The organism is Acetivibrio saccincola (genome assembly GCF_002844395.1).
GTDB classification, from domain to species: Bacteria; Bacillota; Clostridia; order Acetivibrionales; family Acetivibrionaceae; genus Herbivorax; species Herbivorax saccincola.
On record NZ_CP025197.1, the window covers coordinates 2863025 to 2878311 of the forward strand.

General features: G+C 36.3%; 8 protein-coding genes, 1 other RNA gene and 1 pseudogene. 2 read left to right on the forward strand and 8 right to left on the reverse strand.

The window, feature by feature from the left end; all coding sequences use genetic code 11:
* Positions 1–184: 184 nt before the first annotated feature.
* Together bglS and HVS_RS17300 are read left to right on the forward strand one after the other, a co-directional pair.
* Positions 185–961, forward strand: a pseudogene (bglS, locus tag HVS_RS17295) (beta-glucanase); the annotation flags it as partial.
* Between the two features lie 156 nt (positions 962–1117).
* Complete coding sequence (locus HVS_RS17300) at positions 1118–1801, forward strand: carbohydrate-binding protein (RefSeq protein WP_242971731.1); 684 nt, start codon at positions 1118–1120, stop codon at positions 1799–1801.
* 101 nt (positions 1802–1902) lie between these two features.
* On the opposite strand, the gene HVS_RS12790 is transcribed toward HVS_RS17300, so the two are convergent.
* The 8 genes from HVS_RS12790 to HVS_RS12825 all read right to left on the reverse strand — a co-directional run bounded on the left by HVS_RS12790 (position 1903) and on the right by HVS_RS12825 (position 15037).
* Entirely contained in the window at positions 1903–2451 is a 549-nt protein-coding gene (locus HVS_RS12790) for a hypothetical protein (protein WP_101302979.1), read from the reverse strand.
* A gap of 170 nt (positions 2452–2621) precedes the next feature.
* Positions 2622–3335, reverse strand: a complete 714-nt coding sequence (locus HVS_RS12795) for an N-acetylmuramoyl-L-alanine amidase (RefSeq protein WP_101302980.1) — start codon at positions 3333–3335, stop codon at positions 2622–2624.
* Between the two features lie 195 nt (positions 3336–3530).
* Positions 3531–3917, reverse strand: a transfer-messenger RNA (tmRNA) gene (gene ssrA, locus HVS_RS12800).
* 10 nt (positions 3918–3927) lie between these two features.
* Positions 3928–4389 (reverse strand): SsrA-binding protein SmpB, encoded by a 462-nt coding sequence (gene smpB, locus HVS_RS12805; RefSeq protein ID WP_101302981.1) that lies wholly within the window; start codon positions 4387–4389, stop codon positions 3928–3930.
* Between the two features lie 271 nt (positions 4390–4660).
* Positions 4661–4972 carry a dockerin type I repeat-containing protein gene (locus tag HVS_RS12810; RefSeq protein WP_101302982.1) on the reverse strand — a complete coding sequence of 104 codons (312 nt, stop codon included), beginning with the start codon at positions 4970–4972 and terminating at the stop codon, positions 4661–4663.
* 121 nt (positions 4973–5093) lie between these two features.
* Positions 5094–7466, reverse strand: coding sequence for a carbohydrate-binding domain-containing protein (locus HVS_RS12815; protein WP_101302983.1), 2373 nt, complete (start codon positions 7464–7466; stop codon positions 5094–5096).
* 360 nt (positions 7467–7826) lie between these two features.
* Positions 7827–10010, reverse strand: coding sequence for a carbohydrate-binding domain-containing protein (locus tag HVS_RS12820; RefSeq protein WP_101302984.1), 2184 nt, complete (start codon positions 10008–10010; stop codon positions 7827–7829).
* Positions 10011–10231: 221 nt separating this feature from the next.
* A complete protein-coding gene (locus tag HVS_RS12825; RefSeq protein ID WP_101302985.1) occupies positions 10232–15037 on the reverse strand; it encodes a glycoside hydrolase family 10 protein in 4806 nt (1601 codons plus the stop codon).
* Positions 15038–15287: the final 250 nt, after the last annotated feature.

A 15287-nucleotide genomic window follows, 5' to 3' on the forward strand; every position in this document is an offset into this window, starting at 1 on the left:
TTCTAAAAAAACTACTTCTACTAAAAACACTCATTCTACTAAAAGCAATCTAAAAAAACTATTCACTAAAAAAATATTAATAAAAATTTAAAATGGGGGTGTGTGTTTATTCTTTTAATTATTAATATTTTCTAATTATTTTAAAAAATCTAATTATTTTAAAATTTTATCAGGGAGGTATAATATGCTTAAAAAATCTTGTTTTGCAGTTATTTTAACAGGTTTACTTTTATGTACCCTTATACTCACTGTTCCTTCGGAGATTTTAGGGGCAGGCAATGTGGTAACTACATATTTTGAAGCTAATTTTTCAAATTATGACTCAAGCTTATGGGAAAAAGCTGACTGGGATAATGGAGATATGTTTAATTGCATGTGGAGACCTAGCCAGGTTACAATAAATAACGGCAAAATGGTTCTTACATTAGACAGGGATTATGATCCAAGCCACCATTATCCATATAAAAGCGGCGAATACAGAACAAAATCATTTTTTGGATTTGGATACTATGAAGTAAGAATGAAACCTGCAAAAAACCCTGGCATAGTATCATCATTTTTTACGTATACAGGGCCATCGGACGGTAATCCATGGGACGAAATAGATATTGAGTTCCTTGGAAAAGATACAACTAAAGTTCAATTCAACTGGTGGAAAAATGGACAGGGAAACAATGAATATTACTATGACTTAGGCTTTGACGCATCACAAAGCTTTAATACATATGGCTTTGATTGGAAGCCAAATTCAATTGACTTTTATGTAAATGGAGTAAAAGTATACACCGGAACCAGAAATATACCTCAAACACCTGGCAAGATAATGATGAATTTATGGCCTGGTATAGGTGTTGATGATTGGCTTGAACCTTTTAACGGAAGAACTCCTTTGACAGCGGAATACGAATATGTAAAATATTATCCAAATGGTTTCCCTGGAAACCAACAGTCTCCACAGCCACAACAGCCCTGGCAGCCACAGCCTCAGCCGCAGCAGCCCTGGCAGCCACAGCCACAACCACAACAGCCCTGGCAGCCTCCGGCATCCGTTAAAAGTGCTTTTAATACCATCCAGGCAAATGATTTTGATGATACAAATGCATCAAATATTCAAATAATCAACACTGACAACGGAAGAGGAATTGGTTATATTGAAAATGGAAATACAGTAACCTACAGAAATGTTGACTTTGAAAACGGAGTATCAAGCTTTAGTGCAAGAGTTGCATCAGATATGAATTTCCCAACAGAGATTGAAATTATTGTTAATGGGACAACATTAGGCTCTTTATCAGTATCATCAACGGGAGGGTGGAATAATTACAGGGAATTATCCACAAATGTTAGAAATATTACAGGAGTACACGATTTGGTGCTAAGATTTTCAGGTCCTGTTAATGTTGATTCATTTCTATTTAGTTCAAGCAGCGGAGCACCACAGCAACCAGAACCTCAACAACCTTGGCAGCCACAGCCTCAACCACAACCGCAGCAGCCAGGCGATACCGGAAACCTTTCAATATCTGTTTCTGAAAACACTTGGGGCGGTGGAGCTACACTAAACGTTACAATAACCAATAACGGTTCGACAGCAGTTAATGGCTGGACAGCTAATTTAAACTTTTCCGGGGATGTAAAAGTAACAAGCTCCTGGAATGCAAATTTAAATCAGAGTGGTTCTTCTGTAAGCGTAAGCAATGTTGACTGGAACAGTACAATACAGCCAGGTGCCTCAGTAACATTTGGATTTAACATTTCATACAGTGGTTCATATTCAAGACCGTCTGCTTCAGTAAAGTAAATTAATATATAAAGTAATTAATATATTAAATAAAAAGAAATAGCAGTTACTTTTATAAAAGTAACTGCTATTTCTTTTTTATATGTTGAAATCATAATATTCTATTCTTTTTCCTCTTCTTCATAATATCTCTTAAAATTTGCATAGTTTGCTGTATTCATGTTAGCTAATTTTAAAGCTTCTGATTCTGAGTGGTAAAAACCATAAAATGGTGTAATAGTACTTCCACCTTGTGTTACTTCATCTATTATGTTTTTCCCGTCAACTATCATTTCCTTATTGTCCAAAATTAAACAATAATAGTCATCTATGGTTTTGTCATAATAATTTTCAATTACTTCCAACTGCTCATCATATGTAAGCTCATATTTCGCTAATTCCGTTGAAATGTAATTAACTGCTTCCATTCCATTATATACCGTATAAGTACCTGAGTAGTATGAATCTGTCCTGTCATTTGAATAGCGGTACCACTTAAAACTTCCGTCTTCTTCTAGACATAAAAGAGAACCGTCATTTGCTTCCCAGTAATATCCAGAGAGTTCATCTATCTTTTCATTAGCTGACTCTGATTTACATCCCCATGCAGTAATTAATGATATACAGACAAAAAAAATAATACCTGTAATTTTAACAATTTTTTTATTCATTATTAACCCCCTGTTCCACAATACCTAGTCTTATGGTAATTTGTGTATTTATAATTTTCTACAATTATTGTATACTATTATCTAGGTAAATACAACTCATTTTTTGTTTATAATATAAAAATATAAAGAATTTAAAAAATAAAGAATTTTTTTATAATTATAAAATGCAGTTATGACTTTATAAACTCACTAAGCAAAGCAATGACCTCAGCTCTGGTTACAGGTTGATCCGGTCGGAATGTACCGTCAGGATAGCCCTTTACAAAGCCCTTTTCATAAGCCTTTTTAATTAATTCTTCAGCCCAGTGCCCTTTTATATCTTTAAAGGGCAAATCATAATATAATTTTAAATAATCAATTATCTCCCGGAATGGAAACAACTCTCCCGGACAATAAGGTCTTTGCTTTTTATCAATTTCATAGTGTCCGATAATTGTTTTACTGGATGGTTCAATTCTATGTCCATATTTTTCATACACATACTCAATTATATATTTATGCAGCCATTTAGTTGCTTTTAACTGCTCATCTGTCAGCTTACCTTTGGTTTCTGCCCACACCCCTTCATGCTCAATGCTTACAGAATACCAGTTTGGATTTATATTTTTGCCTTTTTTAAGCACCACCTCAGCCGTTGCGTTTTCTATCCCGTTTGTCAGCCCGTTAGCCCAGGCACTGTCTTCAATATTCACAAATTGATATATCTCACCTTTTTTGCTCACACCAAAATGTGCACTGCTAATTTTATTGTCCGGAGAGGTAAACCAGCTTATCAGGCTGGATATGGAACCTTCTGAAATGTGATTTACAATTATTTCTGGTATGTGATTATTTCTGCTTGATTTATTGGTGTTGGTATTTCCTACAAATTTAATTTCAAACATAACCTTTTCCTCCAAGGTCTTTAGCTTGATTTTTAGCAAAGAATTTTATAATTATTTTCCCTCTCTTTAATCATATGTTTTATGTTTCCTAGAAGTGATTCATTTAGGAAAGTAATACATTTGGTTTTTTAATCTTATATGCCAAAAACTGAAATTTAGGGTTAATAAAAAGGTCACAGTAATTGTGACCTTTACTGGTGGAGGCGAGGGGAGTCGAACCCCTGTCCGAAACTGTTTCCACAAGAGCTTCTCCGGGTGCAGCTCTTACTTTGACATTCCCTCACTGCATCGCCTAAGAGCTGGCTATGCAGTTTGGTATCCTTTTAAAGTCCGCCGCAGACCAAGGATACATCTGCGGTAGTTCTAGCATTTAACCTCCCATGCAAAAGGCCTGACTTAATGACGCCAGTTCCCCAAGGCTCAGGAACCCCGGGCTGACGGGCTGCCTGTTCTTAGGCAGCAGCTGGTACGAAATTATCGTTTTTAGCGTTTATTTTTATCTCTCGTTTTTTAAAGAGGCCAACGAGAATCCTCTACCCGCTACTCTAGCTTCAACAATCCCGTCGAAACCATTACGCCCCCATATTTAATTTTAAAAATTTTCTTTTAACCTTCTTTCAATTTGTCTTTGGGCATCCCTTCTTGCGATGTCTTCCCTCTTGTCATGAAGCTTTTTACCTTTGCCGATGCCTAATGCAATTTTTACTTTACCTCTTTTAAAGTATACTTCAAGGGGTACTAATGACATTCCCTTTTGCTGGATATAGCCTATAAGTCTCCTTATTTCATGTTTATGCAAAAGAAGCTTCCTGGTTCTAAGAGGATCTTTATTATATATATTTCCCTGTTCGTAGGGACTAATATGCATCCCCTGTATAAATACTTCACCGTTTTTTATGATAGCATAACTATCCTTGAGATTAACTTTCCCAGCCCGTATAGACTTTACCTCAGTGCCTGCTAAAACAATGCCTGCTTCTAAAACATCTTCTACGAAATAATCCCTTCTGGCACTTTTGTTTTGTGCAACAACTTTCTTCGCTTCTTTTGCCATTTTATACTAACCGCCTATAACATTGATATTTAAAGTAATTCCCTTAAATATTAAGAATACTTGTAAATGAATACTGACAAAAATAACCCTTCCTTCCTGAAAGGGTATTAATCTTGCTTTCAATTATTAATTATATCACTTTAAACTCCTATGTCAAGGTCTATTAAAAATAAGCACCTTGGTTTCAATTACCAAGATGCTTACCTTTATAACAGTATGCTTTCTTTACAGAATACTTGCTTTAGAAAATACCTGCTTTTGTATTTCCCCGTCAGTTGTTGGAGTCCCCTTCAACGGGAAATCTGTCTATGATATTAAGTATGTATCTTGTTAATATAGTATAATCAACTGAATCTACAACTCCATCCCCATCTAAATCTGCTGCATTAAAGTCAATGTAATTATTATTTCCAAAGTGTAAAATACAACGCCTAAGCAGTGCTGCATTCATTGTGTTTATCATACCGTCCTCGTTTAAATCCCCATAGTAGGGAGGACCCGGTGGGGCAAGGCTAAAAGTAATACCAGGAACATTAAAAACAAGAACCAGAGTAAATAATACTAATAATAATTTCTTGTACATACACGTCCCTCCTTATTTATTTTCCCCAAACAGTTGACAACACAAAAAACTTAAGAATAATTAACTAGTAATAAACCAGGCATCTTAGCTATAAAAACCAAGATGCCTGGTTTATAAGTTTTTATCTGTAAAATGCTATTTTTACATCTGTTGTTTCAACGGTATTAGTGACCATTGATGTAATTTTGAATGAAAGAACGTTTTCTCCATCTATATTTAATTCATATTCCCCATCTAAAACAAGCTCCGGTGATGTGATTAATAACATGCTCTGATATTTTTTTGGAGCAGTAAAGCTTAAAATTTCTTCTCCATTTGATGTAATGCTAATGACTGAGCCTTCCTCAGCTCCTCCTAACAGCACTGTGCACTGGGTGGACAACTCCGGATTTGGAGAACTGTTCATTTCACCTGTTGCAATAAGTGTTCCACCTGTAATTGTAAAGGTATTTGGGTCGCACAATATTCCTGCTGCCAATTTCTCATCATCTGAATTATCCGCACCTATTGCTGTTATGTTGCCGCCACTTATAGTAACCTCTGCAAGTTCTTTTGCGTATATAGCACTGGATTCTTCAGATAACAGTTTGATGTTTCCACCATTTATTTTGATGCTGTTTTTTCCGTCTATAGTTTCTGCAACGGATATAGCATCTATCTCACCGCCATTTATTACAACATAGCTGCCCTTTATACCGTCATTACCGGAGGATATTTCAAAATTACCATTTTCAATTAAAACACATTCTCCTGCATCAAATGCATCTGAACCGGAATTAATACTAAAGTGCCCGCCTTCTATTGTTATATCCAGATCTGCTGTTATAGCGTCTTTGCCTGCATCAATTACAAATGTACCACCATTTATGGTTATTGAACCGTCAGAGTCTATACCGTCATCTTCACCTGAGGTGGATTTTAAATTAAAGCTGCCTTTTTCAATAATAATATCACCTGAAACACTGAATACATCCCCAAATGAAGTTATATCTATTTCTCCGGCTTCCAATGTTAATGAACCTCCTATATCAAATCCTTCTTCCCCTGCTTCAATCTTTATCTTTCCACTTCTTCCTACTCCGATGCTTGCCTCATTTTTTACTATTATTACATCCCCGTCTGCATTAAGTCCGTCACGCTTTGATACAATCTCTATATCCCCGTCTAATATTGATATATCTGATTCAGTTGTTAAACCATGTTTTCCTGCGTCAAACCTTAAAATACTTTCTTTTATTTCTATTCCTCCATCGGCATCAAAAATATCATTTTCAGTGGATGTTATATAAAACGCTCCTTTGTTAAGTATCATTTTTCCAGAAACGTCAAAAGCATCTCCTATAGATGTTATCTCCAATAAACTTATTCTGTCTTCACTGTCAAGAAGTGTTACATCTCCATCAACATCAAAGCCTTCTTCATTTGCCTCAATAAATATTCTGCTATCTTTTATAAGTACACTTCCTCCTGTATTAAATCCATCCCGTCCGGTATTTAAAACTAATTCTATAACATCATCTAATTCTATCTCACCTTTTGATGTTATGCCATGTTTTGCAGCTTTTATGTTTAAACGTCCTTTTTGTATGTAAATTCCTGCTTTACTGTCAATTCCGTCTGAAGCAACGTCAATTTCTATGTCTGAATCTATTATTTCTATACCTTCTTTTGAATGGATTCCGTCCGAAGCTGCATGAATTTTTATATCTGAACTTATTATTTCTATGCTTTCTTTTGAATGAATTCCGTCTGCTGCATTTGATACAATGTTTACTCTGGTTCCTTCAATACATAACTTAGAATAGCTTATAATACCCTGATCATAATTACCGGTTACACTTAAAATACCAGGCCCACATATTGACAATGGGGCATTACTTACTAATGCACCTTCAACTTTTTCTTCTTCAGTATCGTAAATGCTAACACTTCCATCAGTTAAACTATTGAATGCGGTCTTTGTTACAATATCTGCTTTATTTGCATTGGCAATGTATATTGCAGGTCCATTTGAATTGGTTATATTTGCATTAATTAATTCCAATTCCACATCTCCTGTAGTATCTACCTTTATCATTCCGTCTTCTAATGTTCCCTTTACTTTGTACCTTCCCCCTGCTGTAATGGTAACAATTGAATCCTCTACACTTATGCCTTTCCCGGAATATTCTATTGTATCTCCTAAAATAATTTCCCCGTCCATTGGCGGAATTGCTTCAACTGGAAATTTATCTATGATATGAAGTATGTATCTTGATAAGAAAACATAATCTATTGAATCTACAAAACCATCCCCGTCTAAATCTGCAATATTTGTATCTTCATAAGGTTTTACATTTAAAACATGACGACTAAGTATTGATGCATCTATTGAGTTTATGTCACCGTCTTTATTTAAGTCCCCGTACAAAATGTCTCCCTGGCCGTAAACAACACCGGAAATGCTAAAAAGAAAAACAACCGTTAATAAAATCAGAAAAATCTTTTTGTACATACATCTCCCCTCCTGTTTATTTACTCACATGTTATTAAAAATAACAAAACAACTAAAAAATACTAAAAATTTACACCACCTTACATAATATTTTATAATAATGACTGTGTCACTATCTATTATTATATCATAGATTACATAAATATTTTGAATTTTTTACCTTCTTATTAAAATAAATACCTCTATATTATTATTTTACAACATAATTTCTTTTTAAGTATAGTTTTATCATTTTTTTGCCTCATACTGAATTGTATATAAAGTTTACATAATTTTTAAAAATATTTTTTAAAAAACAGCCTCTTAGCTAAGAGACTGTTTTTTATATATTATAATTTAAGGAGAAAAGAAATGCCTGAATTACCAGCCGCCACCCCAGCCACCGCCTGGGAAGCCACCGCCCCAGTCGCCACCTGGGAAGCCACCTCCACCCCAGTCACCGCCTGGGAAACCGCCGCCCCAGTCACCGCCTGGGAAACCGCCACCGCCCCAATCACCGCCTGGGAAACCGCCGCCCCAGTCACCGCCTGGAAAGCCGCCACCCCAGCCGCCTCCTGGGAAGCCGCCAAATGGATTAAACTCAATACCACCATCAACTGTCACAATTGAACTTGTGGTAAATGTTCTTTGAGGGTTTCCATTTACGTACATGGTATATGTAGTATTTAATCTAAGCTCCGGAGATGTAAATATTAATGTACTAAATGTTCTTGGAACTGTAAAATTAGCTACTTCAACATTGTTATTACTTCTAATGACAATGGTGGAATTTGCCGAAGCCCCGCCAAGCACTAATACCGGTTGTGTAGTTGCTTCCCTGGTTATCTGGCCTACATTTCCTCCCATACCGATAACGGTACCGCCTGTAATAGAAAATGTGGCACCATCAGTGTCTATACTTCCTTCCGGACTACCGGATGCAACTATAAACATATATCCGCTATTTATATGTACTGTTCCGTTTGAATCAATTCCGTCCCCTCTTTGTATATTTATATAAATATTTCCGCCATTAATGGTTACATCTCTTTGAGCATTTATTCCGTCATTGCCGGCCTCTATTGTAATCTCCCCACCATTTACAATAACTGCTCCTTCACCACTTTCAATTCCTTCATAACCATCTTTTATATTAAAAATACCATCGTGAATAACTAAATCTGAACTAGAGTGCAGACCGTCATCTTTTGCAAAAATGTTAAATTCCCCGCCAAATATTTCTAAATTTCTGTCAGCTTCTATACCGTCACTCTCAACACGGATGCTAAACAACCCATTTTCAATTGTAATATCGTAATCAGCTGCTATACCGTCTTTACCGGATCTCAAATCGAAAACCCCGCCTGTTATCACTATTGATTCATTTGAATCTATTGCATCTTCGTTATATGAAAGGGCGTTAATTGTACCTCCGTTTATTGTTATGCTGCCTGTGATGTTAATACCGTCTTCAGGACATTCCAGAGTAATAGCACCATTGTCTACTCTTAAACTTCCGGTGGTATCAATTCCCTGCTCTCCCGCTTTAATGTTTATAGTCCCGCCCTTCATTATCATATTTGCTTCAGAATTAAATCCATCCTTTTGGGCATTTATTGTTATATAACCATCAGTTAATGTTATATCTCCCTCTGCTGCTACTCCGTGTTTAACTGCAGAAATATTAAATGTTCCACCTTTGATATTAATATTACCTTTACAGTCTATACCATCAGAATCTGCGGTAACATCTAATTTACCCCCTGCAATTTCCATGTAGTCCTTCGCATGTATTCCGTCTGTCACAGCAGACTGCACATTTATATTCCCATCTTTTATATATAACTCAGAATAACTTATAATACCATGCTCATAATTAGCTCTCACATTTAAAGTCCCTTTACCGTCAATCACTAATACCGGATTACTGGAAATAACACCCTTAACCTTTGCATCACCGGTATCATATATACTGCTGCTTCCATCATTCAATGTATTTATAGTGCCATTTTCCAATATAATATTTGCTTTATTTGCTTTTTCAACATAAATAGCAGGACCGTTTGAATTAGATATACTTACTCCTTTTAAACGAAGGGTAACTTCTCCGGAAGTATTCACATGGAGCATCCCATTTGTCAACGTCCCGGCAATTGTATACTCTCCGCCTGCTGAAATTCTAACAATTGACCCATTTACTGATATTCCTTCTCCTGAATATGTTATATTAGATCCTAAATTAATCTCTCCTTTACCAAGACCTGGAGATGTTCCCGGATTAAAAACAGATCCCACAGGAAATCCGTCTATAATCTCAAGAAGATATCTTTTAAGTAACGCATAATCTAATGTGTCTACCATACCATCCCCGTTTAAGTCAGCTAAAGTTAGATTCTCAAGTTGTCTTTCTTCCATAATGTACCTGTTCATTAATGTCACATCAAAAGAATTGATCTCTCCGTCACCGTTTAAATCCCCATATAAGGCTGTACCGGCATAAACCAGGCTATAGGCACCTATAACCGTCACTAAAAACAAAATTAATGCACAATATTTTTTTTGCATACATGTCCCCCCAATTTTTTAAGCTTTTTATTTTAGTTTTTAGTGCCTTATTACCTCTTCTTTGCAGTGTCTTATTGTTTTCCTGCATTTTTCAGGCTGTATTTTAGCATTATAAAGCCTTATATTAAATATTCTCAAGCACTCTAGCTTTTAAGCCGTTTTATTTAAAAAAACCCGCTGTTTTTTTAAACAGCGGGTTTTTTTTTATTTTTATCTACCCTTTATAGTTCATTTAGTAGTTTGTATAAAATCACTGCAGCCTGTGCCCTGTTTGCATTTGCCAGTGGAGCAAATTCACCGGTTTCCATACCTCTTATAATTCCTGCTTGCTGCATTGTTTTTACAGCTTCTTTTGCATAGCCGGCAATTTCTGAATCATCTTTAAAATCTACTGCTGCTTCTTTAAGCTCTAATGTAATTCCCACAGTTTTTAAAGTGTTAAAAGTCATTACTGCCATGTCTTGCCTGCTAATCTGGTCATTTACTCCAAAGGTTCCGTCCGGTCTTCCTTTTACAACGCCCAGCTCATATGCAGTTATTATAGCATTTTCGTACCAGGCACCTGCTTCAACATCACTAAATGGATTATCCTGTCCATCAGATTCTAAATTAAATGTATTAACTAACATTTGTGCAAATTCTGCCCTGGTTACATTTTTAAGTGGTGCAAATGAATCCTCAGACACACCCTTTATGATGCCGCGTGCTGCAAGAGCTATGATAGCGTCTTTAGCCCATGAAGTCTGGTCTAAATCATTTAGTGTTACATCAACAGGATCTGCTGTAAATTTACCAAAGGATTCTGCTTTAAATTGAACTTTTCCGTTGCTGTAATATCCGTTTCTAATAACTTTAGAATTACCACTGTCATCAATGTAACTTACTACAACCTGACCTGGATTTATGTTTGCGTCTAATGTGTAATTAAAGGATATATTTACTTTTTGATTTTTATCAAATTGCTTAATCTTTTTATCTCCAACTGATAAATAAAATTCATACACATTGTTGTCTGCTTTAGTTACACCTAGTAAAATAACAGCATCGTCTTCTGAATTTTCAAAGAAAGATACCGGTAATTCAACAGAAGTTGCATCTGTATTCACTTCAATTATTTTAACATTAGCTTCTAATGCTTCTTTCATCTGTTTAGCATTGAATTCTACAACTAAACTTCCAACATCTTCTGTGTTTTTAACATCAACTTTTCCTTTTCCGTCTTTTGCATTGCTTATTATCTTTTCAAATATTTCATCAGTTACAGCAGCAGAAGCCTTTCCTTCATCATCAATAACCAACTCAACTACTGCGTCAGTTTCATCTTCAGTTTTGTCTTCGTCAGCTTTGTCAGAACTTCCTGAAGATTTACTTCCTCCTGTACTGCCTCCAGGGGTCTTGCCGCCTTCTGATGAATCAATTTTATCAACAAGAATCAGGTTACCGAAAACTGATGGATCCATATATCCTGTACCTGTTATATCGTTCCATGCCACAACACTCTGACGGGAACCATTCTTTGCATCATTAATCTGGAGGTCAAAGCCTATAACTGTATCTTTGGAAGGAGTTATTTCTGTAAACGGTATTTTAACTTCAACTATATAATTTGTACCTGAAACACTTGTTGCTGATTCAAATCCTTCCTCTATGCTTTGAGGGTTGAAGGAAGTTTCATTATCAAAGTTAACCCTGTACTGTCCATGGTTTCTTCCCTGATAGGATGTAGTCTTGGAATTTGTCTGGTCAACGAAAACCTCAATGGAGTCCTGCTCCCATGGATCTCTATTGCGCTTGTCAAGTGCATCATCTTGTACTTCAATTAAAACATAGAGGTTTTCTTCATCCCAAAGTGCTCTTCCAAAACCGGTAGCACCTTGCCATGCTGTCTGATACTGGTCTATATTTATCTTAGGTGCTTTTTTCCATATGTCATCTATCTCACCGTCAATAACAGGTGTTCCATATACTGCTTTCGCTTCTTTAGGTTCTCTTTCCTCACGTGGGTTTTCTTCAATAAATTTTTCAGGATCCATAATTGCATAATAAGCTGGTTTAGCCTGCAACTCAGCATCAAACAACACCGGACTTCCCTCAGTTCTCCAGCTGGAAGCATCATCCAATCCCCAAATAGTCACTCTTGCAATATGGTCAGAGTATTCTTTATAAAGTTTAAATAATTCTGCATATAAGTAAGCCTGGTCAATAGCTTCCTTTTCTGTAAGTACAAAGTCGGAACCAGCAGTAATATCAAGCTCAGTAATGCTTATCTCAACACCTAACTCTGAAAATTTCTCTAAAGATAAGCGTACATTTTCTACATTTGTATTTACATTATAGTGAGACTGCATTCCAATACCGTCAATTAACAGTCTGCCGTCATTTTCCGCTGCGTACCTGTCGTTAATGTCTTTTACCATGCTGTACATTACAGATGCTTTCTGCTGGTTATCATCATTGTAGTCATTATAGTATAATTTCACATCTGTCCAACCGTTTTCGTCCAGTACTTCCCTTGCAATTCTAAAGGCTATCTCTACATAATCCGGTCCAATTGCTTTGTACCAGGAAGATTCACGAAGTGCCCACTGCCAATTGTCAGGGGTTGCTGTATCAGTTAAACCGTCTTTAATTGCTTCGTTTACAACATCCCAGCCAATTACCTTGTCCCCGAAGTTTTCTATAACTGTTGTGATGTGAGTTCTCAAGTTTTCAAGGGCTTCTTCACGGCTTAGCGGATTGCCGTCTTCATCTGTACTTAGCCACAGAGGCATTTGCTGATGCCATACCAATACGTGGCCAAACATTTCAAATCCTTCTTCTTTAACTTTATCCACAAGTTGGTTTTGTGCACTGAAATCAAATTCTCTCCGGGAATTATATACACAATCCGGTTTCATAGCATTTTCCGCTGTAAGAACATTAAAATGATGTTTTAGAAGCTCAAGTCTTTGACCTTCTAAATCCACTGCTGATACTATATTACCAACTAAAAAGTAATCTTTATAAGCCTCCTTTATTGGTGTCAAATCAGTCTGAATCGGCTTTCTTGCACCAACAGGACCAATATAAGAAATTTCAAAATCATCCATATAGAATTTTACTTCGCCGTCAGGCTCATCAACTGTTTCCACATATGCATATAAAACAGCCGGATTAACTGACAGTGTGAAATCACCTGACAACTGTACCCACTCTTCATCTGTTACGGTTACATCCTTAGAGACATTGGTAAATGTATCACTTCCGCTTTGTACGCTAATACGCAGTACAGTTGGCACTTCACCTTCTGCCATTTTAACCCATGCAGATAAGTGGTATTTATGTCCCTTATGCATTTTGCCCATAACGTCTAAAATCGGCCCGTTATATCTACTTGATACAGTTGCACTTAAGCTTTGGGAACCATCTTTAGTGTAGTTATCTTCAGTTGTAAGTTCTATGCTCCCGTAAGAAGCATCTCTTATTACCCAATTGCCGATACCGTCTTCAAAGTCAGCTTTAATACCGGTCTGGTCTTTACCTATGCTCACATTATCTAAGTAAAAACCAATTTCCGGATGATTTGACTCAATATATAGTGTGAGTTCATCCATATCTTCTGTAAAAGTATAAGTACCGCTTACCTGAACCCACTGTGTATCTGTTATTTCAACAGCAGCTATGTTTTTCCAATTCTTTGATTCAGCACCTGAAGCCAATTCTTCCATAGTAATGGAAAGAATTAATGCCTCTTCAAAATCTTCAGGAATTTCTATAACCTTCACATAGGCACAGATATTGTATTCTGTGTCTTTTTTAAGTGAGTTAACCAGGTTGATGCTTGGTCCTTCCCAATTTTGAGTTCTTCCGGTGGTTTTTAAGCTGTATTGTCCGGCATATACTTCTTCATCAACTACCTCTAAGCTTACACCGCCTCTTTGCCTCCAGCCCTGAGTTGTTCCGGTTTCAAAATCATAAAAGAATTCTTCCTCTTCTTCTCCGGATTCAGATGTTGAGAGGCATATAATTGACACATCGTCTATGTAGATATCAGGAATAACATCTCCTTCATCTGTTCCTTCCCCTGGTTCTATCCAGATTAAAAATTCTGTAGTAGCCATTGGTACTTCGTAGTCTTTTAACTCAAATACCGTCCAGTCTTCAGAAGTAACTTCCCTGTTTCCTATAAGCCACGGATAATTTTCTTCTCCTCCTGAAGCCACCTTGCTGGCTATGTGGTATTCACCCGTTCCTTCTGATATTCTTAATTTTAATGATATATTGTACTTTTTGCCTGACTCCATCAGGGTTGTTAAATTTAAGAACGGCTGGCTATCCTTTGAATTTCTGTTCTTAAACACTAATGACTTGTTGTCTCCCCAGTCATATATGTCAACTTCCCCACCGTCTCCCCATGACTTTGCTACCCAGTTGCCAGGGTTTCCGTCTTCAAAGTCCTGGAATAATACTTCTGTAACTTCTTGAACTTCTACAATTTCCACATCATCAATATAAATGTCCGGGATAACATCCCCCACGTCTGTTCCTTCCCCTGGCTCTATCCAGATTAAAAACTCTGTAGTATTCATTGGTACTTCATAGTTTTTAAACTCAAAAACCGTCCAGTCTTCAGAAGTAACTTCCCTGTTTCCTACTATCCAGATATAATTCTCTTCCTCTTCTGAAGCCACTTTAGCAGTAATGTGGTATTCACCTGTTCCTTCTTCCAGTCTCAATTTCATCGACATGTTGTATTTCTTGCCTGATTTCATAAGATTTGTTATGTTTAAGAATGGCTGGCTCTCACTTGAGCTTCTGTCTGAAAGTACTAAAGATTTATTGTCACCCCAGTCATAAATACCAATTTCCCCGCCGTCTCCCCACGGCTTCGCTGTCCAGTTTCCTGTGTCTCCATCTTCAAAGTCTTGGAATAAAATCTTTTCCCCTAAAGGTAAAAACTCTTCCCCGTATACAGTTAGAACGTTTGCCGGCAGTAACCAACTAATTAAAAGTACCATCATTACTAAAAAGCTACTCTTTCTTTTCATTTAAATAGACCTCCCAATTTTAACTATAATTTTAATGAGTTTGAAAGAATTAATAAGTTTAGCTTATAGAATGCTTTCTTTTTTCTTTTTCTCTTTTTTCTTTGTGAACTATTTACCCTCCCTTCTAAACTTATATTGAAAAACATATACACTACACCCCTTGAAATTATATTATATCTCTATATTTATTATATCTTTTTATTTGTTATCTTTATTGGTTATCTTTTTTTCTCTAACTTTTTAATATTGT

Bases quoted from the DNA above. Each gene is read 5' to 3' on its own strand.
- HVS_RS12790 (WP_101302979.1), bottom strand. From the start codon at position 2,451: ATGAATAAAAAAATTGTTAAAATTACAGGTATTATTTTTTTTGTCTGT.
- HVS_RS12795 (WP_101302980.1), bottom strand. From the start codon at position 3,335: ATGTTTGAAATTAAATTTGTAGGAAATACCAACACCAATAAATCAAGC.
- smpB (WP_101302981.1), bottom strand. From the start codon at position 4,389: ATGGCAAAAGAAGCGAAGAAAGTTGTTGCACAAAACAAAAGTGCCAGA.
- HVS_RS12810 (WP_101302982.1), bottom strand. From the start codon at position 4,972: ATGTACAAGAAATTATTATTAGTATTATTTACTCTGGTTCTTGTTTTT.
- HVS_RS12815 (WP_101302983.1), bottom strand. From the start codon at position 7,466: ATGTACAAAAAGATTTTTCTGATTTTATTAACGGTTGTTTTTCTTTTT.
- HVS_RS12820 (WP_101302984.1), bottom strand. From the start codon at position 10,010: ATGCAAAAAAAATATTGTGCATTAATTTTGTTTTTAGTGACGGTTATA.
- HVS_RS12825 (WP_101302985.1), bottom strand. From the start codon at position 15,037: ATGAAAAGAAAGAGTAGCTTTTTAGTAATGATGGTACTTTTAATTAGT.